Genomic DNA, 25,041 nt, shown 5'->3' on the forward strand with positions numbered 1-25,041 from the left:
TCCCTGATTGCGGCGTTGCGCGCTATATAAGGCCGCGCATGGGGTCTTGCCAGCGGGCGGGTGTCAGACCCTTCGCGCCACGGCGCTGCGTTCGGCCGTCAATTTGCGCTTGTAGCGGGACTGGATGATCTCGACCACGAACAGCACCGCGACCGAGAAATAGAAGGTCGATTTCGACATCGGCACGATTTCGTAGCCGAAGACATGCAGCGCCAGGGCCTTTGCATCCTCGTGGGCCATGCCCGCCGCTTCCATTCCGTGCACCGCCGCCTGGCCCGCCTCGCCCAGAAGCACGACACCGACGATCAGCAGGACGAACAGGCCAAGGACTTCGTACATGCGGTTCTTCTTCAGAAAATCCGTCACCTTTTCGGCCAGCAGCAGCATGGCCAACCCGCTCAGCACGATGGCGGTGGCGAGGATCGCGAACACATCGCTGATCGCCAGCGCCGACAGCACCGAATCGAACGAGAAGACCAAGTTCATGAACACGATCAGCCCCACGACCTGCGCCGCCGACTTGCCGCTGCCCGCCTTGATGTCGGTGCCCAGATGCTCGATCGACAGCATGTGACTGATTTCCTTGACCGCGGTATACATGATGAACGCGCCGCCGATCAGGAAGACGCAGGTGGCGAAGTTCACGCCGCCGGTCAGGATCCCGTCCCAGTCCATGATGAAGAACGGCTCGTTCAGCAGGTCGATCAGGTGGATCATCACGAACAGCAGCACCACCCGCAGCGCCACGGCGATGACGATGCCCCAGAAGCGCACCGCCTTTTGCTGCGCCACGGGCGCGCGCTGCGATTCGATGGAGATATAAAGCAGGTTGTCGAAGCCCAGCACGGCCTGAAGAAACAATAGCATCACCAGGTTCAGCGCGTTTTCGGCCGTCAGAAGGTCGGTCATCGTCGTCCCTGTTCTTTGGGGAATGGGTCCGTCAGCGCCTGCGGCGCACGGGTTTCGGTTTTGCCTCTGCCCGGGGGGGCGCGTCGCCGCCCTGCCCAAGCTGGTCGCGCAGCACCCGCGCCTTGACCTCCTCGACCTCGCCGGGCTTGAGGTCGTTCAGCCGGAAGGGACCATAGCTGATGCGGATCAGGCGGTTCACGGGCAGGCCGACATGCTCCATCGCGCGGCGCACTTCGCGGTTGCGGCCCTCGCGGATGGCGACGGTGATCCAGGCGTTGGCGCCCTGCTGGCGATCCAGCGTCACGATCATCGGCTGGAACTTCTCGCCCTCTAGCACCAGCCCGCGGCGCAGGGGGGCAAAGACGGCATCCTCGGGTCTGCCATTGACGCGGACGCGGTATTTACGCAGCCAGCCCGTCGAAGGCAGCTCCAGCCGACGCTTGAGCGCGCCGTCATTGGTCAGCAGCAGCAACCCTTCGCTGGTCAAATCCAGCCGTCCGACCGACATCACGCGGGGCAGGTCGGGCGGCAGCGCGTCGAACACCGTGCGGCGGCCCTTTTCGTCCCGCGCGCTTGTCACCAGGCCCGCGGGCTTGTGATAGAGCCACAGACGCGGTTCGTCCGCCGGGGCCAGTTCCGTTCCGTCCACCGCGATTCGGTCGGCATCGGTCACGTTCAGCGCGGGGCCGTCGATGATCCGGCCGTTCACCGCGACGCGGCCTTCGGCGATCAGCCGCTCGGCCTCGCGGCGGCTGGCGCGGCCCGCGCGGGCGATCACCTTGGCGATGCGGTCGCCGGAAGGGGGTGCGGGACTTGTCATCGCACCGGCATAGGGCCAGACCGGCGCCCATGCAATTGACCCCGCACATGGCGATGGCGCTGGATCAGGCGCGCGCCGCAGCCGCCCGCGGCGAAGTGCCGGTCGGCGCGGTCGTCGTCGGCCCGGACGGTCGGGTGTTGGGGCAGGCGGGAAACGCCACCCGCGCGCTGCACGATCCCTCGGCCCATGCCGAGGTTCTGGCGATCCGCGCCGCCTGCCGCACGCTGGAGACTGACCGGCTGCCCGGTTGTGCGCTTTTCGTCACGCTGGAGCCTTGCGCGGCCTGCGCGGGCGTCATCGCCGCGGCCCGCATCGCGCGCCTGATCTACGGCGCGTCGGACCCGAAATCGGGCGGCGTGATGCATGGCGCGCGGGTCTTCAGCCACCCGCAAACGCATCACGTCCCCGAAATCTATGATGGCATCGCCGCGACCGATGCACAGGCGCTGCTGACCGCGTTCTTCGCCGCGCGCCGCTAACGGCGCTGCATCGTCGCGTCGAATTGCCGCCGCAACGCCGTGTCCATATCGGCCATTGTCACCGGCAGGCCCAGATCGACCAGGCTGGTGACGCCATGAGCGCGGATGCCGCAGGGAACGATTCCGTCGAAATGGGTCAAATCCGGTTCGACGTTGATCGACAGGCCGTGAAAGCTGACCCAGCGGCGCAGCTTGATGCCGATGGCGGCGATCTTGTCCTCGGCGGGGCTGCCATCGGGTTGCCGCGGTTTTTCGGGCCGCTCGACCCAGACGCCGACGCGCCCGGCCCGGATCATGCCCGTGACGTTGAACTCGGCCAGCGTTGCGATCACCCAGCGTTCCAGATCGCGCACGAAACACCTGACATCGTGACCCCGCGCGGCCACATCCAGCATGACATAGACGACGCGCTGTCCCGGCCCGTGATAGGTGTATTGGCCGCCACGCCGCACCTCGTGCACCGGAAAGCGGTCCGGCTGCAACAGATCCTCGGGCCGTGCACTGGTTCCTGCGGTGTAAAGCGGCGGATGCTCCAGCAGCCAGATCAGTTCGTCCGCCCGGCCTTCGCGGATGTCGGCGGCGCGCCGTTCCATGACCGAAAGCGCCTCGGCAAAACCTACGGGCGCAGCTTCCGTTCGCCATTCTACCAATGGTTGCTCCTCGGTTGACGCAAGGGCACTTTTTGCGCGGCGATTCCGCCGGACCGTGCTAGGATCGCGCCACGCCTGCACCAGCCATGGGAGATTTTCCAGTGCGTATCCATTTCCTCACCTCCACGATCCTCGCCGCGTCGATCCTTGCGCTGCCCGCGACCCGCGTATCCGCCGATGCGGGCGATTTTGTCGCCGGCGCGATCATCGGCGGCGTCCTGGGCCATGCCGTCCGTCAGCAGCCGCAGCGGCGCGTCTATACGACCAAGCGCAAGACCTATGTCCAGAAGCGTCCGTCGATCCCGGCCACCCAGTCGGGACGCGAGATTCAATCCTCGCTGAACTATTTCGGCTTCGACGCAGGCACGGTGGACGGGCAGTTGGGCCGCAAGTCGCGCAATGCGATTTCGTCCTATCAGTCGTATATGGGCTATGCCGCGACCGGCCAGTTGACGCCGTTCGAGCAGAACCTGCTGGTCTCGTCCTGGACGCGCGCGCAGGCGGGCGGCTATGCGACGCAACAGCTTGCGGCCGCCAGCCCCGACGGCATGCGCGGCCTGCTTCGGACCTGGCGGGCCGAGATGGCGGGCAACCCCACCGGTCCCGCCGCGCCCACCCCGCCCACGGTCATGGCCGCCGCCCCCGTGGCCGCGGCGGCCGTCCCGGCGGCAGCCGCACTTGAGGCCGCGACCGAACTGCCGCTGCCCGAAGCGATCCCCGAGGCCGACGCGACGCTGCCCAACCTTTTCGGCGGAACGCAGACTACGCAGGCATCGCTAGCGTCGCATTGCAACAAGGTCAGCCTGCTGACCTCGGGCAATGGCGGCTTCACGACCCAGGCCGCCATGACCGATGCGGGCTTCGTGATGTCCGAGCAATTCTGCCTTGCCCGGACCTACGCGATCGCCACGGGCGAGGAGCTGACCGCGCGGACCAATGCCAGCCCCGACCAGATATCCCAGCATTGCGCGGCCTATGGCGACCGTCTTGCGCCGATGGTGCAGGCCCTGTCGGTCGCGCCGCGCGACGAGGTGATCCGCCAGACGGCCGCATTCGTGCTGGAGGCCGGCGTGCCGCCCGCCGATCTGGTATCGACCGCGAAGGTGTGCCTGGCCAATGGGTACCGGACCGACGACATGGACGAGGCGCTGGGCTCCGCACTCATCCTCGCCACCTTGGGCGAAAAGGGATATGCTGAGCTGATGGGCCACCATCTGGGGCAGGGCTTCGGCACGTCGCAGCGGGTCGATCTGGCGATGGACTGGTACGAGATGGCCGGGCAGGCCGCCCCGGTCTTCGCCCCCGGTCAGCCCGAGCGCGCGGATCTGATCCGCGCCGCCGCCGCCGAACTGGGCGGCACGCCCGCCGACAAGGTGGTGCCTGTTTCGAGCGATGCCGCTGCCCCGGCCCTTCCGACGCTCGACATCAGCCAATAGCACCTTTCCGCTTGAGAAGCAGGGCGGCCTTCGCTAGAAGCCGCCCTGTCCAAGCCGGGACGTGCGGTCGTGGCGGAATGGTAGACGCGCAGCGTTGAGGTCGCTGTGGGGTAATACCCGTGGAAGTTCGAGTCTTCTCGACCGCACCAGACCCCAGACGATGTCGTGCTGGCTTCGCCGTCCGCACATGACAGCAAATCACCTTTTCCCTCGTATGACACTGCCAGCTCTGGCGACATAGCACGCTGGTGCTTGTGCTGGGGGCGTGTGCAGGCCAGTCACCCATAAGTGTCAGTCGGAAAAACCCGTTTCCGCCTGACGACGGGCTCGTCCCCGCAGTCAGATCGTAAAGCTTCACATAATCGTTCCATTGTGCAAACCGCTGTGCCATTATGCGGAACATCAGGGAGGATGCTGAATGAAATTGTTGATAAAGACGGCTCTCGCCACGACCGCTCTGCTCGCGGCGGCGACATGCGCAACTGCCCAGACGACGCTGTTCTATGGCGAGGCGGGGCCGAACCGGGGCGTTCGCGCGGAAGGCACCAAATGGTTCGTCGACGAGGTTGAAAGGCTGTCGGAGGGCGATGTCACCATTGACGTCAATTGGGGCGGGGCGCTGTTTTCCGAAAAGGCGGCCGTCCAGTCTATCCGCGACGGCGTGGCCGATCTGGGCAGCGTCATCGGCGTCTATTTCCCGCAGGACATGGTGGCCTATGGCTTGGCCGACCTACCGATTCCGAACGACGACGCATGGGTCGGGATGAAGGCCACCGACCGGATCATGCGGACCGATCCGCAGGTCCAGAAGAACCTTGCCGACCAGAACCTTGTCTATATCGGCACCTACACGACCTCGGCTGTGCAGGTCGGCTGCAAGGGCAAGTCGATCAAATCGCTGGACGATCTTGCCGGACTGAAAGTCCGCGGCGTGGGCGCCTATGGCAAGGTGTTCAACGATCTGGGCGCCACGCCCGTCGATATGAGCGTCTACGAAGCGTATCAGGGGCTTGAGACCGGGCTGATCGACTGCACGCAGACCTATCCCTATCTAGTCAAGGCGCTGAAGTTTGACGAGGTCTTCGACAGTTATACCGAGCTGGACTGGGGTCAGATCGGCGCACTGGGCATCATGATGAACAAGGACAGCTTCGACGCGCTGCCGCCCGAAGATCAGCAGGCCATCATGACGGCGGGCGAGGGGCTGGCCGACGAATTCGGCCGTATCCTGACCGCCGCGAACGAGGAATCGGTTCAGATCCTGCGCAACCAGGGCAAGGAGGTGACGAAGATTTCCGACACCGACCGTCAGACGCTGATCGAGGCGAGCCAGCCCTATATCGCCGAGTGGATCGACCGCGCCGACGCGGCCGGGCTGGATGGCGCCGCGATGGTCGAGGAATACAAGTCCCTGATCGACCAGTATGCCCAACAGCGTGACGAGCAGGGCTATCCCTGGGCACCGAAGAACTGATCGTAACGGGGCGGGGCGGCCCTGCCGTCGCCCTGCCTTCCTGTCCCCCTATGCAACGGGACGCCGATCCTTGTCGCAAGAGGCCCGCCCATGAAGGCCATCGAACGCATCATGCTGGAACTGGCGGTCGTATCGACGCTGGCGCTGGCGCTGATGATCACCGGCAACGTCCTGGCGCGCGCGCTGTTCGGATGGACCGTGCCGGATGTCGTGATCATGGTGCGCGAGCTGATGATTCCCACGATTATGCTGCCCCTGGCCGCCGCGACGGCGAACCGGGCGCATATCGCCGTGACCTTCATCACCGACCGGATGTCGCCGGCGATGCGCGGGCGGTTGATCGTCATGGGATGGATCGTCGCGCTGCTGGCGCTGCTGCCGCTGATCTATGCCAGCGCGCGCGACCTTTCCGCGGCGTGGAGTTCGGGCGAATTCTATGACGGGCAACTGGCCCTGCCGCGCTGGCCGATGCGGTTGGTCTTCCTGCTGGGCCTGATCGCGATGTGGGTCCGTCTGGCGATGGTCGCCGTCGCCGATTGGGCTGAATTGCGCCGCACCGGCGCCGTGACCGACCGCCCCCATACCGAAGACGAGGCGATCTGACATGGACGCATCCACCATCGGACTGATCGCCTTCGCATCCGTTCTCGTCCTGCTGGCGCTGCGGGTTCCCATCGCCTTCGTGCTGGCGGGCGTGGCGACGGTCGGCGGGTTTCTGGTCTATTCACTGCGAACCGGCACGTTCACGCCGGAACGTGCGATCAATCCCGTCACGTCCCTAGTGATGAACAGCTTTTTCGAGCTGATCCACTCCTATGACCTGTCGATGATCCCGCTGTTCGTAGCGCTGGGGAACATTGCCTATCGCGCCGGGATCACCACCCGCATCTATGACGCGGCGAATGTCTGGCTGCGGCGCATTCCGGGCGGCGTCGGCGTGGCGTCGGTCATGGGATGCGGGGGCTTTTCCGCGATCTCGGGGTCGTCCATCGCCTGCGCCTCGACCATGGGGCGCATCTGCGTGCCCGAAATGCTGCGGCTGGGTTACGATCCGCGGCTGGCCTCGGCCAGCGTGGCGGCGGGCGGCACGCTGGGTTCGCTGATCCCGCCATCGGTGTTGTTCATCCTATATGGCATTTTCACCGAAACCTCGATCAGCAAGCTGTTTCTGGCGGGGATCCTGCCGGGCCTGCTCAGCCTGGCCGGCTATGTGCTGCTCATCCTGTGGTGGGCGGGCCGCAACCCGGCCGCGGCCCCCGTCGACCCGCAGCCCTTGCAACCGGGCGCGCGGATGGCGGCGGCGCTGGCGGCCTGGCCTGCCTTGTTGCTGTTCCTGGTCATCATCGGCGGCATCTATGGCGGCATCTTCACCGCGACCGAGGCAGCGGCGGTCAGCGTCATACTGACCATTTTGATCGGCTTCGCGCAGCGCACGCTGACACTGGCCACCATGTGGGCCGCGATCCGCGAAAGCCTGATCCAGACGGCGGCCATCTTCCTGATCGCCGCCTGCGCCAAGATCTTCGTGTCGTTCGTGGCGCTGACCGGATCGGCGGGGCTTGTCGTGGCATGGGTCACGGATGCGGGCCTGCCGCCGCTGGGGCTGATGATCGCGATCAGTCTGCTTTACCTGTTGCTGGGCATGTTCCTCGATCCGATCGGGATCATCGTGCTGACGCTGCCCTTCGTCATTCCGCTGGTCGACGGCATGGGACTGGATCTGATCTGGTTCGGCGTCATCGTCGTCAAGCTGCTGGAAATCGGGCTGATCACGCCGCCCGTGGGGCTGAACGTGTTTGTCATCGGCAACGTCGTGCGCGGAGCGATCACGGTCGATCAGATCTTTGCCGGCGTCGTGCGGTTCCTGCTGATCGACCTCGTGGTGCTGGCGGTCCTGATCCTGGTGCCGGCGATCTCGACCTTCATTCCGAACGGCATGTGAGCGCATGATGATCCTGCCGCCCGACGATCCCCGTTTCGCCACCACGCTTGCCCGCGGCCTGTCGGTGCTGCGTGCCTTCCGCCCGACCGATGACGGGCTGAGCAATGCCGAGATCGCGCAGCGCACCGGCCTGCCGAAATCGACCGTGTCGCGGCTGACCTGGACGCTGGGCACGCTGGGCTATTTGACGCAATCGCCGCGCGACGATCGCTTCCGTCCCGGCCCGACGCTGGTGGCGGTGGGGCAGGTCGCGTCGGCGTCGCTGTCGTTTCTGGTGCCTGCGCAGGAGCTGATGGCGCGGCTGGCGGACGAAACCGGCGCGCTGGTCGTGCTGGCGGTGCGCGACGGCACGCGGCTGGTGCTGATCCGCACCTGGCGGCCCGCCCGCGTGTCGTCGATCTGGCTGGAAGTCGGACAGCCGGTCGCGTTGCGGGGCTTTTCGTCGGCCCGCGCCTTCGTGGCGGCGGCGACGCCTGCGGAACTGGCCCGCGTGGCCGCCGAGTTCCCCGCATCCGAGGCCGAGCCGTTCGGTCCGATGCCGCAGGTGCGCAACCGTGCCGGGGCCGAACTGACTGCGCGGGGTTTCGTCTTTACCCCCGGTGGCCCTGACGCCGCCGCGCCCTATAACGCGGTGTCGGTGCCGTTCCGTGGTCCGAACCTGCCCGAGCCGGTGGTTTTCACTTGCGGCGCGCTGCCCGATGCCGCGGATGCCGTCCGTATGGAAACCGAGATCGGCCCGCGCTTGGCCGAAGCCGTCCGGTCGCTGGAACGACTGACCGGCCAGCCCTCCACCCTGTCCCGCAGAGAGGCATGATCATGTCCCAACAATCCCCCGTCCAGTATCGCCGCGACGGCGACATCGCCGTGATCGAGGTGGACAATCCGCCCGTCAACGCGCTGTCCGCCGCCGTGCGCAAGGGGCTGGCCGAGGCGATGACCCGTTTGGCCGGCGATGCCGGGGCGCGCGCGGCGGTGATCTGCTGTAAGGGCCGGACCTTCATCGCGGGTGCGGACATTTCCGAGTTCGGCAAGCCCCCGGTCGAACCCTATCTGCCCGACCTGATCGGCCAGATCGAGGGGGCCGCCAAGCCGGTGATCGCGGCCCTGCACGGCACGGTGCTGGGCGGCGGGCTGGAGGTCGCGCTGGGCGCGCATGGCCGCATCGCGCTGCCCGGCACCCGCATGGGCTTGCCCGAAGTGACGCTGGGCCTTCTGCCCGGCGCGGGCGGCACGCAGCGCCTGCCGCGCGCCGTGGGGGTCGAGGCGGCGCTGGATCTTGTCACGTCGGGCCGCCAGATCAGCGCGGACGAGGCGCTGAAGCTGGGGCTGATCGACACGCTGGCCGAAGGGGACGATCCCCGCGCCGCCGGTCTGGCCGAGGCGCGGCGCTGGCTGGACGAGGGCCGCGCACCCCGCCGGCTGTCGGAAACCGCCGCGCCCGATGCCGACCCGCAGACGCTGGATCGCTGGCGCGCCAGGGTGGCGAAATCGGCGCGCGGGCAAGTGGCGCCGCTGCGCGCACTCGATGTCGTGGCGGACGGTCTGGCGATGCCCTTCGCGGACGGCATGGCGATGGAACGCCAGGCGTTCATGGACCTGATGCGGACGCCCGAACGCGCGGCGATGATCCATGCGTTCTTCGCCGAACGCCGCGCGGCGCAGCAGGACGATCTGGCCGGCGTCAAGCCGCGCAAGGTGGACCGCATCGGCGTCATCGGCGGCGGCACGATGGGGCAGGGGATCGCCGCCTCGGCGCTCATGGCGGGCCTCGATGTGACGCTGGTCGAGCGTGACGATGCCGCGGCGGAAAAGGCGCGCGGCGGCATCGGCAAGATGCTGGACGGGGCCGCCAGGCGCGGCAAGATCGCACAGGACGCGCCCGCCGCGCTGATGGACGGCAGCTTTCGCGCCGTGACCCGCTACGATGCGCTGGCGCAGGCCGATCTGGTCATCGAAGCGGTGTTCGAGAACATGGAGGTCAAGCAGGACGTGTTCCGCACGCTGGACGGCATCTGTCGCCCCGGCGCGGTGCTGGCCACGAACACGTCCTATCTGGACGTCAACCGGATCGCCGATGCGACGGCGCGGCCGCAGGACGTGATCGGGCTGCATTTCTTCTCGCCCGCGCATGTCATGCGCCTGCTCGAGATCGTGGTCGCCGACCGCACCGCGCCCGAGGTCGCGGCGACGGCCTTCGCGCTGGCCAAGCGGATGGGCAAGATCGGCGTGCGTTCGGGGGTCTGCGACGGCTTCATCGGCAACCGGATGCTGTCGACCTATCGCGCGGCGGCCGATCACATGGTGCTGGATGGCGCGTCGCCCTATGACATCGACCGGGCGATGGTCGCTTTCGGTTTTCCGATGGGCCCCTATCAGGTGGGCGATCTGGCCGGGCTGGACATCGGCCACGCCACCCGCCAGCGCAAGGCGGCGACGCGCGATCCGCGCGAACGGGTGCCCGTCTTTGCAGACCGCCTGGTCGAGGCGGGGCGGCTGGGCCGCAAGACCGGGCGCGGCTACTACATTTACGACGACGAGACCCCCGCCGGCCGCCCCGACCCCGAGGTCGAACCGATGCTGGACGGGATCCGCGCCGATCTGGGCATCGCGCCGCGCCAGTTTTCCGACGAGGAGATCCAGTCCCGCTATATGGCGGCGATGGTGAACGAAGGCGCGCGCATCCTGGACGAAGGCATCGCCGCGCGCGCATCCGACATCGACGTGGTGCTGCTGCACGGCTACGGCTTTCCGCGCTGGAAGGGCGGGCCGATGCACTGGGCCGACGCGCAGGGGCTGGACCGCATCGCGGACGATATCGCCCGCTATGCCGAGCACGATGCCTATTTCTGGCAGATCGCCCCCCTGCTGGCGGATCTCGCCGCCAGGGGCGGGCGGTTTGCCGACCTGAACCAGCGAAAGGACGCGAAATGAAGGATGCCGTCATCGTCTCGACCGCGCGCACAGGCATCGGCAAGGCCGCGCGCGGCAGCCTGAACCTGACCCACGGCGCGACCATGGGCGGCCATGTCGCCGCCATGGCCGTCGAACGTGCGGGCATCGACCCCGCATTGATTGAGGACAGCATCTGGGGCTGCGGCTATCCCGAATACGTCACCGGCGGCAACATCGCGCGCCAGATCGTGATCCGCGCGGGCCTGCCCGTCAGCATCGCGGGGGCCACGGTCAACCGCTTCTGCGCATCGGGCCTTCAGGCGCTGGCGATGGGCGCGCATATGGTTCAGCAGGAAGGCGCGGGCGCCATCCTGACCGGCGGCGTGGAATCGATCAGCCTGGTGCAGCCGCCCCCCCGCCTGTCGCGCGAGGCATGGATCGAGGACCACAAGCCCGACCTCTACCTGCCGATGATCGACACCGCCGATATTGTGGCCGCCCGCTACGGCGTCAGCCGCGAACGCCAGGACGAATACGCCCTGCGATCGCAGCAACGCATCGCCGCGGCGCAGAGGGCGGGGCTTTTCGCGGACGAGATCGTGGCGATGGATGTCACGCGCGCCGTCACCGACAAGGCCACGGGCGAGATGCGGCATGAAGTTGTCACGCTGGACGGCGACGAATGCAATCGCCCATCCACCACGCTCGACGCCCTGGCGGCGCTGAAGCCGGTCAAGGGCGAGGGACAGTTCGTCACCGCTGGCAACGCGTCGCAACTGTCGGACGGGGCCGCCGCGCTGGTCGTGATGGACGGCGCGGTAGCGGCGCGCGAGGGCGCGACGCCGCTGGGCGCCTTCCGGGGCTTTGCCGTGGCGGGGTGCGAGCCGGACGAAATGGGCATCGGTCCGGTCTTCGCCGTGCCCCGCCTTCTGGAGCGCGCGGGGCTGTCGGTGGACGACATCGACCTGTGGGAGCTGAACGAGGCGTTCGCCAGCCAGGCCCTCTATTGCCGCGACAGGCTGGGGATCGACCCCGAGCGGTTCAACGTGAACGGCGGGTCCATCGCCATCGGCCATCCGTTCGGCATGACCGGCGCGCGCATGGCGGGCCACATCCTGCTGGAAGGCAGGCGGCGCGGCGCGAAATGGGGCGTCGTCACCATGTGCATCGGCGGCGGCCAGGGTGCCGCCGGCCTGATCGAAATCTTCTGAAAGGAACACGCGATGGACATGAGCTTTTCGCCCGACGATCGGGCCTTCCGCGACGAGGTCCGCCAGTTTCTGAAAGACCGGCTGCCCGCGCGGCTGTCCGACAAGGTCAGGCAGCACCGCGAGCTGACCAAGGCCGAGATGGAGGAATGGCATGCCATCCTTCAGGAAAGGAACTGGCTGGCCGGAAACTGGCCGCGCGAATTCGGCGGATCCGGCTGGACGCCCATTCAGCGCCATATCTTCGAGGAAGAAAGCGCGCTGGCCCATGCGCCCCGCGTCCTGCCGTTCGGCGTCGCCATGCTGGGACCGCTGCTGCAAAAGTTCGGATCGCGCGAACAGCAGGACAGGTTCCTGCCGCGCATTCTGGACGGTCAGGACTGGTGGTGCCAGGGCTATTCCGAACCCGGCGCGGGGTCCGATCTCGCCTCGGTCAAGACGAGTGCGGTGCGCGACGGCGACCACTATGTCGTCAACGGACAGAAGACCTGGACGACGCTGGGCCAGCACGCCAACTGGATCTTCTGCCTGGTGCGAACGGGTCCGGCCGCCAAGCCGCAGGAGGGGATCAGCTTTCTGCTGATCGACATGACCAGCCCCGGCATCACCGTGCGCCCCATCGTCCTGCTGGACGGCACGCCCGAGGTGAACGAGGTGTTCTTCGACAACGTGAAGGTGCCGGTCGAAAACCTGGTGGGCGAGGAAAACAAGGGCTGGACCTATGCCAAGTTCCTGCTGACCCACGAACGCACGAACATCGCGGGCGTCGGTTTCGCCACTTCGGGCCTTGCCGCGCTGAAGCGGATCGCGCGGGCGCAGGTCGCCTACGGCAAGGCGCTGATCGACAACCCGCTTTTCGCCGCGCGTGTGGCCGATGTCGAGATCGAGCTGATGGCGATGTCCACCACCAACCTGCGGATGCTGGCCCAGGCGGCGGCGGGGCATGCGCCGATGGCCGAAAGCTCGATGCTCAAGCTGAAAGGCACGCAGATCCGTCAGGCGATCAACGACCTGACCCGCCGTGCCCTGGGGCCGTGGGCGCTGGTCTTCCCGTCCGAGGCGCTGGAGGGTGCCAACGACACGCCGCCGCCCGGTCCTGCCGAAGCCGCCTGGGCGACGCGGGCCTATCTCAACAACCGCAAGCTGTCGATCTATGGCGGCTCGAACGAAATCCAGCGCGGGATCATCGCCAAATCCCTGCTGGGACTCTGAGGGGATCGCGTCATGGATTTCAGGTTCACCGACGAACAGACGATGCTGGGCGACAGCCTCGCGCGCACGCTGGAACGGGGCGGCGACGCTGCGGCCGTGTTCGAACTGGGCACGGGCGCGGCACTGCTGCCGGAAGAGGCGGGCGGCTTCGGCGGAACCGGACCGGATGTCTTGATGGTCTTCCGCACGCTGGGCTGCGCCGCCGCGGTCACGCCGCTGCTCGACAGCGTCGTTCTGGGGGCCGGGATCCTGGCCGCTGCAGGCGAGGGCGCGCTGGCCGAAGCCGCCTCGACGGGCGGCGCGCGGATCGCCGTGGCGCTGGACGAACCCGGCCAGCGCTATGACGGCACGGTGGCCACGCGTGCCGACCGGGGGCACCTGACGGGCGAAAAGGCCGTGGTCCACGGGGCCGAGGATGCCAGCCATCTGATCGTGCTGGCGACCGATGGCCTTCATCTGGTCGAGGCGGGCGCCGAAGGTCTGGCGATCCGCAGCTATGCGCTGATCGACGGCGCGCGCGCGGCCGAAGTGACGTTGAAGGAAACGCCCGCTCGCCGCTTGGGCGATGCCGCTCTGCTGGATCGGCCGATGGCCGCCGCGATCCTGGCGCTTTGCGCGGACGCGCTGGGGGTGATGGAAACGGCGGTTGCGCTGACCACCGACTATCTCAAGACCCGCAAGCAGTTCGGTCGCGCCATCGGGTCGTTCCAGGCGATCCAGCACCGCATGGCCGACCTGCTGACTGAGGTCGAACAGGCCCGGTCCGCGGTCTGGAACCTGGCCGGGCATCTGGATGCGCCCGACCGCGACCGGCACGTGGCTGCAACGAAATCGCTGGTCGGCCGCGTCGCGCTGCAAGTGGCCGAGGAGACAATCCAGCTTCACGGCGGCATCGGCATGACCGAGGAATACGAACTGGCGCCGCTGGTCCGCCGCCTTCTGGCCGCCGATGCGCGCTTTGGCGACAGCGATCACCATCTGGAACGCTTCATCGTCCTGGGCGCGGCATGAGCGACGGGCCCGGCATCATCGTGGACGAGACCGGAACCCAACGTCTTGTGGGCTATGTGCTGGATGTCGGGCAGCCCGACCGTCTTGCGCGCTGCCGTCTGACGGTGGGCGAAGCGCATACCAACCGGCATGGCGTCCTGCATGGCGGGATAGCGGCCGTGCTGCTGGACAGCGCCTGCGGCGCGACGGCCAGCCTGACGGTGGACGAAACCGGGCGGCAGCCGTTCCTGACGATCTCGTTCCACGTCGATTTCATCGGCGCCGGCAGGCCTGGCGGCGTCACCGCCACGGGCCGCGTCACCGGCGGCGGACGCAGCCTGCTGTTCGTGTCGGGCGATCTAATGCATGACGACGGAACGCTGGTGGCGACCGCATCGGGCGTCTTCAAGCGTGTACCCCCCTCGATCCTGACGGACGTTCCGCGATGACGCGATCCCGCATTCATGGACCCTTCCACGATCAGAGCATCGCCAGCCCGGACGCCCCCGCGTTGCGCGACCACGATGGCCGGCGGATCGCCTATGGCGAACTGGACGCCATCATCGCCGCAATGGCCGCCGATCTGGTCGATCGGGGGCTGCGGCCCGGCGACCGCTTGCTGATCCTGGCCGAGAATTGCGCGGCGCTGATCGCGCTCGTCATGGCCGCGTCGCGGCTCGACGCCGTCGCCGTCCCCGTCAATGCCCGCATGACCGATCACGAATTGCGGCGCATCGCCGGCCATTCCGATCCGCGCCTGACAATCTATCTGACGCATGCCTCCCCCCAGGCACAAAGCCATGCGGGGATCGCGGACGCGCAGGAATGGCACACGCCCCTTGGAACCCTGGCGATCGCCGGGCCGCGCGATGCGTCGGAACCCGACGAGGTCAGGCCCGACGATGGCCAGATCGCCGTCATCCTTTACACGACCGGATCGACGGGCACGCCCAAGGGCGTGATGCTCAGCCATGGCAACCTGCTGTTCGGCGGCCGATCGTCTGCGCGAATACGCCACATGTCGCCGGACGACCTGATCCTCGGGGTGCTGCCGATGACGCATGTGTTCGGGCTGACCTCGATGATGATGGCCAGCGGCATCGCCGGAGCCGAGCTGTGGCTTTTCGCGCGGTTTTCCGCCGCCGCCGTTCTCGATGCGCTCGACGCCGGCGTCAGCGTCATGCCCGCCGTCCCGCAGATGCACGCCCTGATCATGGAGGAGGCGGCGCGGCGCGGTGTCGAGCGCATCGCGCCGGGGCGGTTGCGATACGTCTCGTCCGGGGCCGCGCCGCTCGATCCCGACTGGAAGCGGCGGGCCGAGTCGTTCTATGGCGTCGCCTTGCAGAACGGCTATGGCCTGACCGAAACGACCGCCGGCGTGACGCTGACGACCAATCCGCGCGGCGTGCCGGATGTCAGCGTCGGGCGTGCCCTGCCAGGGGTTGACCTGCGCTTGCGCGATCCCGGTCCCGACGGTGTCGGCGAGATCCTGACACGCGGGCCGCACGTCATGCCCGGCTATTTCCGCAACCCCGAGGCGACGGCGGCGGCGTTTGATGCCGACGGGTTCTTCTGCACAGGCGATCTGGGCCGGCTGGATGAGGCCGGCAACCTGCACATTGCGGGACGCGCGCGCGAACTTATCATCCGCGGCGGCTTCAACGTCTATCCCCCCGAAGTCGAGGCGGCCTTGAACGATCATCCCAAGGTGATCCAGACCGCCGTGATCGGCCGCAAGATCGGCGGCGGCAACGAGGAAATCCTCGCTTTCTGCGAAACCGACGACCCAGCCGGGTTGAGCGAACGCGAATTGCTCGACCATGTCGCCGAACGCCTGTCGCCCTACAAGCGGCCATCGCGGATCGTCGTGACCACCGCCTTGCCGACCTCGCCCAACGGCAAGATCCTCAAGACCGTGCTGGTCGAGACGTTTCGCGACAGTCTGGGGATCGTAGACGACGCCTGACCGGCGGACGCTGCGGCGATGGGATCGGCACGGGCCGATCCTCCCCAGGTGCACCATCAACGGTGAGCGGCCTACCGACCCGCGATCTCGGCCCGCAAGGCCGCGATCGCATCGGGACGGAAGGCCGGCACGTCGCGGGCCAGCGCCGTCAACAGATCCGAAGCGGCGTCTTCCTGCCCATCGGCAGCCAGCACCGTCGCCAGCCGCAAACGGATGTCTGGATCGCGGCCCTGCCGCAGGGTGTCGGCCTGGCGCAACCGTTCCAGCGACGCGGTCTTGTGCCCTTCCTGCCAGTCGATCCATCCCAGCGTGTCGAGGATGGCCGCATTTCCGGGTGCCAAGTCTGCCGCGCGGTCGGCAAGGCTGCGCGCCTCGTCAAGCCGCTGCCCGCGTTCGGCCAGAAACCAGGCCAGTTGATTGAGCGTCGCATGATTGTCCGGCGCGCTTTCCGCCGCCTTGCGGTAATGCCGTTCCGCCGTCTTGTCGTCGCCCAGCGTTTCGGCCACCAACCCCGTACGCAGCAACAGCGTGGCATCGGGCCGGATGGCCGCTGCCTGTTCCAGCCAGGGCAGCGCTTCGGCCAATGCACCCTCGGCCAGATGGCTTTCCGCTAGGGCGAGTGCAGGGGCGGCGAAGCCCGGATCCCGGCGCGCGGCCTCGCGCAACCACTCGCGCTGGTGGGAAACCGGACGCCCCGCATCGCGCGCGGCGGCGAACGCGGCGAAGGCAGCGAACGCGTCGTCGCCATTATCGGCAATGATGGCCAGCCCCTCGTCGGCCAGGTCGGCGTAGCCTGCCAGCCACAGCCAGAGGGGAAGCGCCAGATCGCGCGCGGTCTGCGGTTCAGGTGCCGTCCCGAGGCCGGACAGGTCGATGCCGAAGGCCGGCCCGGCTTGGGCAAGACGCCCCGCATCGCCGGTCGCCAGTCCTGAATAAAGGGCATCGACCGATGGCAGGTCAGTCGCCAGGGGCTCGGCGCCCGAGGCGACGGCGAGGGCGGCCTGCAACGTCCGGGCTGTCGTGCTGTCTGCGTCCAGGGCCGCGATCGCACCGGCGATGTCGCCGCCTTCTGCCACGGTGACGGCTGCCATCAGGGCCGCGCGACCTTGCGACGCGGCGCTGTCACCCTCCAGCATCGCGCGTGCCCCGGCAATGTCCGCCTGGCGTAGCGCGATATCGGTAGCGAGGATCGCCCTGTCGGCAATCGCGGCGCCATGTCGGTCCAGCAACATCGTGGCCCGGTCGAGATCGCCGCCATCTCGGGCCTGGATGACGGATTGGCGCGCGGCCTCGACGTTTCCCGGTTCGGCGGCAAGGCAGATGTCCAGCGCCTTCGCCGCACGGGCGCTGTCCCGCGCCGCGTCCGCGATACGCGCTTCGGTCATGCGGTAAACGCAATTGCGCGGTGCCAACGCGATCGCGGCATTGATAGCGCGTTGCGCGTCCGACATCTGTCCCAGGGCCAGTTCGCTGACGGCAAGGTTGTTCCAATAGGTCGCGCCTTCGGGCGCGGCAGCGACAGCGGCGCTGAACGCATCGGCCGCGCGTTCGGCATCCCCGCGCGCCAGGGCGATGCTGCCCATCACGTTTGCCGCATAGGCGTGTCGGGGTGCGATCCGCAGCGCGTCGCCGATCGCGGCCTCGGCCCCGGCCAGATCGCCGGCGTTCCGGGCGATCAGCGCGCGGGCGATGGCCGTTTCGGGCAGGAACGGATCGGCCTCGGACAACAACGCTTCCGCCATGTCCGTCTGGCCGGCCGCCGCCGCACCCAAGGCTTGCAGCGCGTGCGCCTGGCCCGGCGGGCCGGCTAGCGGAGTCGCATCTGGAAGAAGGGCACGGTCCCGCAGCGCGACGGCGGCCATCTGGGCATCGCGCCCGGCCGTCAGCGCGCCGTCACTCGGCCCGCCTGCGGGCGGGGTCAGGGGCGCCAGGTCGAAGCTGGCGGCGTGCAGAAAGGGGGCGCTGGCCAGCCAGAGGGCGGCGCAAAGCGCGGTGTTCCTGAGGGTCATGATATGGGTTCCGGCAGGGGTGAAGGCCGCCCGGCACTGCCGCGCGACCTTCGTCTTCGTTTAGCCGCGATTGCGCCGACGCATCGCGCCGATCCCCGCCAGCGAGGCGAGCAGCAGAAGCCCCGATGCCGGAAGCGGAACCTGCGGCAGGTCGCCGACGCCGATCAGGTTCAGCGTCGCCGTGGCAGAGGTGCCGTCGGTGAAGTTCGCCAGAACGCTGAACACGTTGTTGCCCAGCGCCAGCCCGAAGCCCGCTGCCGTGAAGTTGCCGAGGATCCCCGCGCCGACATTATAGGTCACGCCCAGCGGATCCGTGATCTGAATCGAATCGATCCCCACCGGCGTGCCGCCCCCGGTGCCGGCGAACGCTGCGATGATGTCGCCGGGATTGCCCGAAAAGTCGAAGAACGTCCCGCCGCCCGCGGCCGCGATCGCCGAAAGCGTCGGCGCATCCGTTCCGGGGAAACCTACCGTATCGACGGTGATGCCCGCCGCAGCAGCAATGGCCGCTGCATTGGTCGCGCTTGTCGAGGACGATTCGCCGTCCGAGATCAGCAGCAGCCGCTGCGCCGATCCGGCAGCGCCGTTGGCGACAAGTTCAGCACGGCCAGTGTTGACCCCGGCAGCCAGATTGGTGCCGCCGGACGCATCGACCGAATTGATGGCCGCTGCGGTCGTCCCGCGCCCGCCTGCGTCGAGCGGCGTCAGGCCCTGAAGCAGAACAGCGTTGGTATCGAATTCGGTCACGGAGATGCGGGCGAAGTCCGGCAGCGCATTGACCAAAGCCAGCGCCGCCTGCTGCTGAAGCTCCTGCCGCGTCGTGTCGTTGACGCCGTCGCCGTCAGTATCGACCCCAGTGCCCATGGAGCCGGACGAATCGAGAACCAGTGCAAGGTCGAGTCCGGTTCCCCCGACCGTACCGCGGGCATTGGCGATCCCTGTCGGCGATACGACAGTGCCCACAGGGAAGGTGGAATTGTCGGGCGGGCTGATCCATGCCACCGATCCAGCCGCGTGAAGCGCGCCTGGGGCGAGGCAGATCGCGGCCGCGATACCCAGCCGCATGTTCCTGAAATAGCGTTCGATCTTCATAATGCCGTTCCCTTTGACAATGGCCCGCCATCCGCGGACTGCTCAAAGGTTAACAGAAGTTAAGAAATCGTCACGCAAAATCTGACGCAAGGTAAACGTGCCGGAAGGAGCCGCCCTCAGGTAAAGTTGCGGCTGTCCTTGATCTGGTCCCAGGCCCAGACGACCTCCTGCAACTGCTCCTCATGTCCACGGTCGCCGCCGTTCATGTCGGGATGCAGCACCTTGATCAGCGCCTTGTAGGTCTTGCGGATCTCGGTCTTCGTCCAATGGTCGCGCGCATCCAGGATCTCGATGGCGCGGCGTTCGGTCGGCGGAAGGCGGCGGGTCGAGCTGCCGTTGCCGCCCCGGCCGGGATTGCGCGTCGCGTTGTCGCCCAGAACCTGATGCGGATCGTCCACGCCCAGCCGGGCCCAGGCGCGCTGTTCGTCGGATCGCTTGCCGAAGGGCTTGGTCGGGCGGCCCCAGACCCGGTCCCGGTCGATCTGGTCCGCGAATTCCTCTTCGGTGGTGCCGTTGAAGAAGTTCCATTTCAGATTGTATTCGCGGACGTGTTCCTTGCAGAACCACAGATACTCGTCCAGGTGATCGGGCGACCGGGGCGCGCGATACTGGCCCTGCTCCTGACATCCCTCATGCTCGCAGACCCGCACCGACGTCTCGAACGCGCCCGACATGCCGCGCTTGCCGCGGGGGTTTTTCTTTTTCGCCGACGAGACGCGGATGTCGAATCCGAATGGATCGCTCTTGGTCATCGGGGGCTCCTTTCCTGCTCGGACGCGACAGTCTACTGGTTTGGCCGGAACAGGGAAGAGGGAGTCGACCGCATGAACGTCGCAGAGGAAATCCGCCGCCGGTTGCAGGCGGCGTTCCAGCCGCGCGAACTGGATGTGCAAGACGATTCAGCCGCCCATCGCGGCCATGCCGGCGCGCCGGAAGAAGGGCAAAGCCACTTCTCGGTCAGGATGCGCGCCGACAGCCTTGCGGGCCAAAGTCGCATCCAGCGCCACCGGGCCGTGCATGCGGCGTTGGGGTCCGACCTCGTGGCACGGGTTCACGCGCTCGCGCTCGACCTCGACGGGTGATCAGCGGTCGGTCGACGGGCCGGGAAAGGGGCGCACTTCGGGCGGCACCCTGCGGTTGGGGGCGCCCAGAGACGCCGATGCGGTTGCCTGACGCCGGTCGATGCTTTGCAATGTCGGCACTGCGCGATCGGGTTCTTCGGGCACGGCGCGCGGGGCGGGCGCGGGCTCGGACGGGACAGGAACCATGTCCGCGTCCTCGATCCAGCGGCGGAAGACCAGCATCGTCTCGTCGCGGGTCTGCCTTGTACCCAGAAACGACCGCCGCGCCTCGACGGGCATCGTCTCGGCACGGTGAAATTCCCATCCCTCGGGCGCCAGGGCGTTCAGCGTATCGGCCAAGGTCCGCGCAAAGCGCTGGTCGATCCGCTTCACGCCCTTGATACGGGCCGGCACACGGGGGGCGGGAACGACCCTGTATTGATAATGCGACATCGGGCCTCACGCTGATCTGGAGGGCGATTCCTAAGCGTTCGGTCCGATTTGGCAAGGCCGCGCGAAAGCGTCCACGCCGGATGGCGGAACATCGCCTGTTCAGCGGCCGTTACGTCACCACAAACAGAGGAGGAACGACAATGCTGCGCAGCCTGATGATCCTTGGCCTGCTGACGACGCTGGGCGCCTGCGCCCAGGGAATGGGAACGACCATGACTTCGGACACCACGATGGCCGAGCCGGTCGAACAAATTGCTGCACCGACCGACGGGTTCGAGAACGAAGTCGGCACCGAATAAGCACCCACGGGGGTCGGCCCCCCGACGCAGCCGGCCCCCTGACCGAAGGAACCCCCATGCGCGCCCTGATCCTGACGACCCTTCTGGCCCTCGCTGCCTGCGCTTCGGCCCCGCCGGACCTGTCCAACACCAGCAAGCAGCCCAACCTCGCCGCCGCCATTGCCCATCCGACCGATGGGTTCTCGCACAGCGACAAGTATTGAGCGGCGGTCCGTTGTCGCGCCTTCACGCAGGACCAGACGCTTACTCGAATCGCGCTTCCCGGCAATCGGACGATCCCCAGGGTTGCCGCCTGCTTTGCCCTGAACAACCATTCCGCGACATAGACTTCAACAATGAACACTTGGCTCCGGCCATCGTCAACTGACCGATAACAGTCTGACAGTATTTAACTATTTTCATCGAACTTCCTGAAATTCCGGCCTGTTTCGCGTATCGCTGGGACAGCAACCAAGGAGGGTTCTATGAAACTGAAAACTGTTCTCGCCACCACGATCGCAGCGGTGACGTTGGCCGGCGCGGCATCTGCCGCTTCGGTGACGTTCGTCAATTCGGACACGTTTGTGTCGAATGGCGGCACCTATACCATCATCGGCACCAATTCGTCCGAAGGCATGGGTCAGCTGTCCTTCCAGTGGAGCAATGGCGGCTTGGGCCACCTCGGCGACGCGACGCCGGCCTTCGCTTATGGCGATTTCACCACGACGGGCGAAACCACGATCCGGTTCGAGGATTATCAGCCCGATTTCGTCAACTTCGCGTCCAGCTTCGCGATCCTGAACCTCGATACGAATACGTTCGTGACCAGCATGGGGTCGTGCACGACTAACGGCGCGCTGTCGGTGATCGACGGCTATACCTGCGACCGTGCATCCGGTCAGAACGGCGACGCGGCCGCCCGGCCCGAAGGCTTCTTCTATGCCGGACTGTCGGCGGGCAACTATCGTATCGCCGTCTACGAACCGAACCGCCCAGAGCGTGGGCAGATCGACTTCGACATCTCGGCCGTTCCGCTGCCGGCCGGCGGTCTGCTGATGCTGGGCGGCATGGGTGCCCTTGCCGCGATGCGTCGCCGCAAGAAATCCTGATTGCAATCTGAAGAATTGATGGGGGCGGTGCCGCAGGGCGCCGCCCCTTTCTTGCGGCTAAAGCCCCAGCCGCTGCGCAACGATGCGATTGACCGCGGCCGGGTTCGCCTTGCCGCCGGTCGCCTTCATCACCTGCCCCACGAACCAGCCCGCCAGCTTGGGGTTCGCCTTGGCCTTTTCGACCTGCGCCGGGTTGTCGGCGATCACCGTATCCACCGCCGTTTCGATTGCGCCGGTATCGGTGACTTGCCGCAGACCGCGTTCCTCGACGATACGCGCGGGATCGCCGCCCTCGACATAGACCGTCTCGAACAGATCCTTGGCGATCTTGCCCGAAATCTCGTCCGACGCGATCAGGCCGATGATGGCGCCAAGCTGATCCGCCGATACCGGGCTGTCGGCAATGGTCCGGTCGTCCTTTTTCAGCCGGCCGAACAATTCGTTGATGACCCAGTTCGCCGTCAGCTTGCCGTCGCGGCCCTTCGCCACCCGCTCGAAATAGAGCGCGCTTTCCACATCGGCGGTCAGCACCCCTGCATCGTATTCCGTCATCCCGTACTCGGCGACGAAACGCGCCTTCTTCGCATCCGGCAATTCGGGCAGCGAGGCCCGGATGCCCTCGACCCATTCCTGCTCGATTTCCAACGGCAACAGGTCCGGGTCGGGAAAATAGCGGTAATCGTGCGCTTCCTCTTTCGACCGCATCGACCGCGTCTCGCCCCGGTCGGGATCGTAAAGCCGGGTTTCCTGCGTGATCGTCCCGCCGTCTTCCAGAATGGCGATCTGGCGGCGGGCCTCGACCTCGATCGCGGCCTGGATGAACCGCATCGAGTTCATGTTCTTGATCTCGCACCGCGTTCCGAGATGCGAAAAATCCTGCGTCTCGCGATAGCGTTCATAGTCGCCGGGGCGGCAGACGCTGACATTGACGTCGGCGCGCAGGTTGCCATTCTGCATGTTGCCGTCGCAGGTACCCAGATAGCGCATGATCTGGCGCAGCTTGGCGACATAGGCCGCCGCTTCCTCGGGGCCACGGATGTCGGGGCGGCTGACGATCTCCATCAGGGCGACGCCGGTGCGGTTTAGATCGACGAAGCTCATCGTCGGATCCATGTCGTGAATGGACTTGCCGGCATCCTGTTCCAGATGGATCCGCTCGATCCGCACCTTGCGGGCGATGCCGGGCGCCATATCGACCAGCACTTCGCCCTCGCCGACGATGGGGTGGTAAAGCTGGCTGATCTGATACCCTTGCGGCAGGTCCGGATAGAAGTAATTCTTGCGGTCGAAAGCGCTGCGCAGGTTGATCGCCGCGTTCAGTCCCAGCCCCGTCTTGACGGCCAATGCGACGCAGCCTTCGTTGATGACCGGAAGCATGCCCGGCATCCCCGCATCCACGAAGGCGACATTGCTGTTCGGCTCGGCCCCGAAGCGGGTCGATGCGCCTGAAAACAGTTTCGCGGCCGAGGCGACCTGGGCGTGAACCTCCAGCCCGATGACCAGCTCCCACTCGCCGGTCGCGCCGGAAATGACCTTGGGCGCAGGGGCGTCATAGGTAAGGTCGAGCATGCGCGCACTCCGTATCTGCAAGGGATTTGCAGCGGTCTAGACGTGTCGCAGGGCAAGGGCAACGGCAGGTTGCGGCGGGGAATTGCCGACCGTCCGCCCGCCGGGTTGTGACAGGGGGGAATCGAAGTATGGTCGCCTTGGCTGCCGAATTGTGGCAGTCTTGCCACAGTGAGCCCGATGAAACGATCCGTTGCCGCCCTGGCGCTGCTGCTGCTTGGCGCCTGTTCCACCCTGTCGCCACAGGCGCAGACGGCCGAAATGCCGGTCATGCGCTGGGATTTCCGCCCCGAATCCGAAGTCTGGACCGCCGAGACGCTGGAAGCCCTGCGCGAACATGGCGCGGCCCTTCCGGCAATGGTCCCGGCCGACTATGCCGAATGGTGCCCTGGCTACAAGGAACAGGATGCCGAACAGCGCGCCGCGTTCTGGGCCGGATTGCTGTCGGCGCTGGCCAAGCATGAAAGCACCTGGAATCCCCGCGCCGTCGGCGGCGGCGGCGCATGGTACGGCCTGGTGCAGATCGACCCGCGCACCGCGCGCGGCTATGGCTGCGAGGCGCGCACCGGCGAGGCGCTGAAGGACGGCGCGGCCAATCTGCGCTGCGCGGTGCGAATCGCCTCGGCTCAGGTGGCGCGGCGCGGTAGCGTCAACACCGGCATGCGCGATTGGGGCCCGTTCCATTCGGCCGACAAGCGGGCCGAGATGAAGGCGTGGACCCGCGCGCAAAGCTACTGCCAGCCGAACGGCAAGGGCAGCGCCTGATGCGTTGGGGCCGTCTTGGGCATCTTGCCGGGGCGGCCCTTCTTTGCGCTGCGACGGCCTGTCCCGCCGCCGGCGACATCCGCCCCCAGCCACGGCCAGCGGCCGAGCCGATCCCCGCGGCGCGTTGGGATCATCGCGCCGAGAGCGAAAGGTGGAGCAGGGCAGTCCTTCATGCCCTCGATACCCACGGCAAGCGCCTGATCGAGGAAACGCCCCGCGATGCCGATGAATGGTGTCCGGGCTACGCCGACGCCGACCGGCCGCAGCGGCGGGCCTTCTGGGTCGGCTTCCTGTCGGCCCTGGCCAAGCACGAAAGCACGTGGAAGCCGAAGGCGGTGGGCGGCGACGGGCGCTGGTATGGGTTGCTGCAAATCCTGCCCGCCACGGCCCGCGGCTATGGCTGCCGGGCGGGCAGCGGGGCAGAGCTGAAGTCCGGCGCCGCGAACCTTGCCTGCGCGGTAAGGATCATGGCACGCACCGTTCCGCGCGACGGCGTGATCGACGCCCGTTCCCCCAGATGGAGCGGTGTGGCCGCCGATTGGGGACCGCTTCGGTCGGAACTGAAGAAGGCCGACATGATCGGTTGGCTGCGCGGTCAGGATTATTGCACCATCGCCGCCAGCCCACGCCCGCGCCTTCGTCCCGAAACGCAGATCGTGGAGGGGCCGCGCCCGGCTTCGCGGCCGATGCGGCTGGCGATCAACGAAGCGGCCGGCGACCCGACCTGAAC

26 protein-coding genes and 1 tRNA gene are annotated in these 25,041 nt (G+C 67.1%); 19 read left to right on the forward strand and 8 right to left on the reverse strand.

From position 1 onward, the window contains the following. Positions 1-63 precede the first annotated feature (63 nt). Together OCGS_RS02790 and OCGS_RS02795 are read right to left on the reverse strand one after the other, a co-directional pair. A complete protein-coding gene (locus tag OCGS_RS02790; RefSeq protein WP_007425710.1) occupies positions 64-909 on the reverse strand; it encodes a TerC family protein in 846 nt (281 codons plus the stop codon). A gap of 31 nt (positions 910-940) precedes the next feature. Beyond that, positions 941-1,729, reverse strand: a complete 789-nt coding sequence (locus OCGS_RS02795; RefSeq protein WP_007425711.1) for a pseudouridine synthase — start codon at positions 1,727-1,729, stop codon at positions 941-943. A 29-nt stretch (positions 1,730-1,758) separates the two neighbouring features. Here OCGS_RS02795 and OCGS_RS02800 point away from each other — a divergent pair, with 29 nt between their 5' ends. Continuing rightward, complete coding sequence (locus OCGS_RS02800) at positions 1,759-2,208, forward strand: nucleoside deaminase (RefSeq protein WP_040610331.1); 450 nt, start codon at positions 1,759-1,761, stop codon at positions 2,206-2,208. Here OCGS_RS02800 and lipB read toward each other — a convergent pair. Beyond that, positions 2,205-2,939, reverse strand: coding sequence for a lipoyl(octanoyl) transferase LipB (gene lipB / locus OCGS_RS02805; protein ID WP_083848178.1), 735 nt, complete (start codon positions 2,937-2,939; stop codon positions 2,205-2,207). The genes OCGS_RS02800 and lipB overlap by 4 nt on opposite strands. A 20-nt stretch (positions 2,940-2,959) precedes the next feature. On the opposite strand from lipB, the gene OCGS_RS02810 reads away from it, so the two are divergent. The 12 genes from OCGS_RS02810 to OCGS_RS02865 all read left to right on the forward strand — a co-directional run bounded on the left by OCGS_RS02810 (position 2,960) and on the right by OCGS_RS02865 (position 15,978). Next, entirely contained in the window at positions 2,960-4,294 is a 1,335-nt protein-coding gene (locus tag OCGS_RS02810) for a peptidoglycan-binding domain-containing protein (protein ID WP_007425714.1), read from the forward strand. 63 nt (positions 4,295-4,357) lie between these two features. Then, a tRNA-Leu gene (locus OCGS_RS02815) sits at positions 4,358-4,443 on the forward strand. Between the two features lie 269 nt (positions 4,444-4,712). Beyond that, positions 4,713-5,768: a C4-dicarboxylate TRAP transporter substrate-binding protein gene (locus tag OCGS_RS02820; protein ID WP_007425715.1), complete on the forward strand. Its 1,056-nt coding sequence runs from the start codon at positions 4,713-4,715 to the stop codon at positions 5,766-5,768. 90 nt (positions 5,769-5,858) lie between these two features. Further along, positions 5,859-6,371, forward strand: a complete 513-nt coding sequence (locus tag OCGS_RS02825; protein WP_007425716.1) for a TRAP transporter small permease — start codon at positions 5,859-5,861, stop codon at positions 6,369-6,371. A 1-nt stretch (position 6,372) separates the two neighbouring features. Continuing rightward, positions 6,373-7,710: a TRAP transporter large permease gene (locus OCGS_RS02830; RefSeq protein WP_007425717.1), complete on the forward strand. Its 1,338-nt coding sequence runs from the start codon at positions 6,373-6,375 to the stop codon at positions 7,708-7,710. Between the two features lie 4 nt (positions 7,711-7,714). After that, complete coding sequence (locus OCGS_RS02835; protein ID WP_007425718.1) at positions 7,715-8,524, forward strand: IclR family transcriptional regulator; 810 nt, start codon at positions 7,715-7,717, stop codon at positions 8,522-8,524. Positions 8,525-8,526: 2 nt separating this feature from the next. Then, the gene (locus OCGS_RS02840; protein WP_007425719.1) at positions 8,527-10,641 is read left to right on the forward strand and encodes an FAD-dependent oxidoreductase; all 2,115 of its coding nucleotides are present in this window, start codon (positions 8,527-8,529) and stop codon (positions 10,639-10,641) included. Further along, the gene (locus OCGS_RS02845) at positions 10,638-11,813 is read left to right on the forward strand and encodes an acetyl-CoA C-acyltransferase (RefSeq protein ID WP_007425720.1); all 1,176 of its coding nucleotides are present in this window, start codon (positions 10,638-10,640) and stop codon (positions 11,811-11,813) included. The genes OCGS_RS02840 and OCGS_RS02845 overlap by 4 nt, the downstream gene beginning before the upstream one ends. Positions 11,814-11,825: 12 nt before the next feature. Beyond that, positions 11,826-13,022 (forward strand): acyl-CoA dehydrogenase family protein, encoded by a 1,197-nt coding sequence (locus tag OCGS_RS02850; protein ID WP_007425721.1) that lies wholly within the window; start codon positions 11,826-11,828, stop codon positions 13,020-13,022. 12 nt (positions 13,023-13,034) lie between these two features. Then, positions 13,035-14,033 carry an acyl-CoA dehydrogenase family protein gene (locus OCGS_RS02855; RefSeq protein WP_007425722.1) on the forward strand — a complete coding sequence of 333 codons (999 nt, stop codon included), beginning with the start codon at positions 13,035-13,037 and terminating at the stop codon, positions 14,031-14,033. Then, a complete protein-coding gene (locus OCGS_RS02860) occupies positions 14,030-14,461 on the forward strand; it encodes a PaaI family thioesterase (RefSeq protein WP_007425723.1) in 432 nt (143 codons plus the stop codon). Before OCGS_RS02855 ends, OCGS_RS02860 begins: the two co-directional genes overlap by 4 nt. Continuing rightward, entirely contained in the window at positions 14,458-15,978 is a 1,521-nt protein-coding gene (locus OCGS_RS02865; protein ID WP_007425724.1) for a class I adenylate-forming enzyme family protein, read from the forward strand. Before OCGS_RS02860 ends, OCGS_RS02865 begins: the two co-directional genes overlap by 4 nt. 71 nt (positions 15,979-16,049) lie before the next feature. On the opposite strand, the gene OCGS_RS02870 is transcribed toward OCGS_RS02865, so the two are convergent. The 3 genes from OCGS_RS02870 to OCGS_RS02880 form a co-directional block, all read right to left on the reverse strand. Continuing rightward, on the reverse strand, positions 16,050-17,987 hold the full coding sequence (locus OCGS_RS02870) for a tetratricopeptide repeat protein (protein ID WP_007425725.1): 1,938 nt from the start codon (positions 17,985-17,987) through the stop codon (positions 16,050-16,052). A 60-nt stretch (positions 17,988-18,047) separates the two neighbouring features. Beyond that, the gene (locus OCGS_RS02875; RefSeq protein ID WP_007425726.1) at positions 18,048-19,079 is read right to left on the reverse strand and encodes a VWA domain-containing protein; all 1,032 of its coding nucleotides are present in this window, start codon (positions 19,077-19,079) and stop codon (positions 18,048-18,050) included. 116 nt (positions 19,080-19,195) lie between these two features. Next, a complete protein-coding gene (locus OCGS_RS02880) occupies positions 19,196-19,831 on the reverse strand; it encodes a DnaJ domain-containing protein (RefSeq protein ID WP_007425727.1) in 636 nt (211 codons plus the stop codon). Positions 19,832-19,903: 72 nt separating this feature from the next. Between OCGS_RS02880 and OCGS_RS02885 the strand changes: the two genes are divergently transcribed. Then, positions 19,904-20,161: a BolA family protein gene (locus tag OCGS_RS02885; RefSeq protein WP_007425728.1), complete on the forward strand. Its 258-nt coding sequence runs from the start codon at positions 19,904-19,906 to the stop codon at positions 20,159-20,161. Here the strand turns inward: OCGS_RS02885 and OCGS_RS14460 are convergent, their stop codons facing one another. Beyond that, positions 20,162-20,593 carry a DUF4177 domain-containing protein gene (locus OCGS_RS14460; RefSeq protein ID WP_007425729.1) on the reverse strand — a complete coding sequence of 144 codons (432 nt, stop codon included), beginning with the start codon at positions 20,591-20,593 and terminating at the stop codon, positions 20,162-20,164. It abuts the gene before it with no gap. Between the two features lie 140 nt (positions 20,594-20,733). Between OCGS_RS14460 and OCGS_RS14980 the strand changes: the two genes are divergently transcribed. The 3 genes from OCGS_RS14980 (at position 20,734) to OCGS_RS02895 (ending at position 21,980) form a co-directional block, all read left to right on the forward strand. Next, entirely contained in the window at positions 20,734-20,892 is a 159-nt protein-coding gene (locus OCGS_RS14980) for a hypothetical protein (RefSeq protein WP_007425730.1), read from the forward strand. Positions 20,893-20,948: 56 nt separating this feature from the next. Beyond that, a complete protein-coding gene (locus tag OCGS_RS14985; RefSeq protein ID WP_007425731.1) occupies positions 20,949-21,095 on the forward strand; it encodes a hypothetical protein in 147 nt (48 codons plus the stop codon). Positions 21,096-21,356: 261 nt separating this feature from the next. Next, the gene (locus OCGS_RS02895; RefSeq protein ID WP_007425732.1) at positions 21,357-21,980 is read left to right on the forward strand and encodes a VPLPA-CTERM sorting domain-containing protein; all 624 of its coding nucleotides are present in this window, start codon (positions 21,357-21,359) and stop codon (positions 21,978-21,980) included. A gap of 57 nt (positions 21,981-22,037) precedes the next feature. On the opposite strand, the gene gatB is transcribed toward OCGS_RS02895, so the two are convergent. Further along, on the reverse strand, positions 22,038-23,549 hold the full coding sequence (gatB, locus tag OCGS_RS02900) for an Asp-tRNA(Asn)/Glu-tRNA(Gln) amidotransferase subunit GatB (RefSeq protein ID WP_007425733.1): 1,512 nt from the start codon (positions 23,547-23,549) through the stop codon (positions 22,038-22,040). Between the two features lie 177 nt (positions 23,550-23,726). Between gatB and OCGS_RS02905 the strand changes: the two genes are divergently transcribed. Further along, on the forward strand, positions 23,727-24,311 hold the full coding sequence (locus OCGS_RS02905) for a transglycosylase SLT domain-containing protein (RefSeq protein ID WP_007425734.1): 585 nt from the start codon (positions 23,727-23,729) through the stop codon (positions 24,309-24,311). Then, positions 24,311-25,039 (forward strand): transglycosylase SLT domain-containing protein, encoded by a 729-nt coding sequence (locus tag OCGS_RS02910; protein WP_007425735.1) that lies wholly within the window; start codon positions 24,311-24,313, stop codon positions 25,037-25,039. Before OCGS_RS02905 ends, OCGS_RS02910 begins: the two co-directional genes overlap by 1 nt. Positions 25,040-25,041 lie beyond the last annotated feature (2 nt).

Source organism: Oceaniovalibus guishaninsula JLT2003 (assembly GCF_000299575.1).
In the GTDB taxonomy this organism is placed as follows: domain Bacteria; phylum Pseudomonadota; class Alphaproteobacteria; order Rhodobacterales; family Rhodobacteraceae; genus Palleronia; species Palleronia guishaninsula.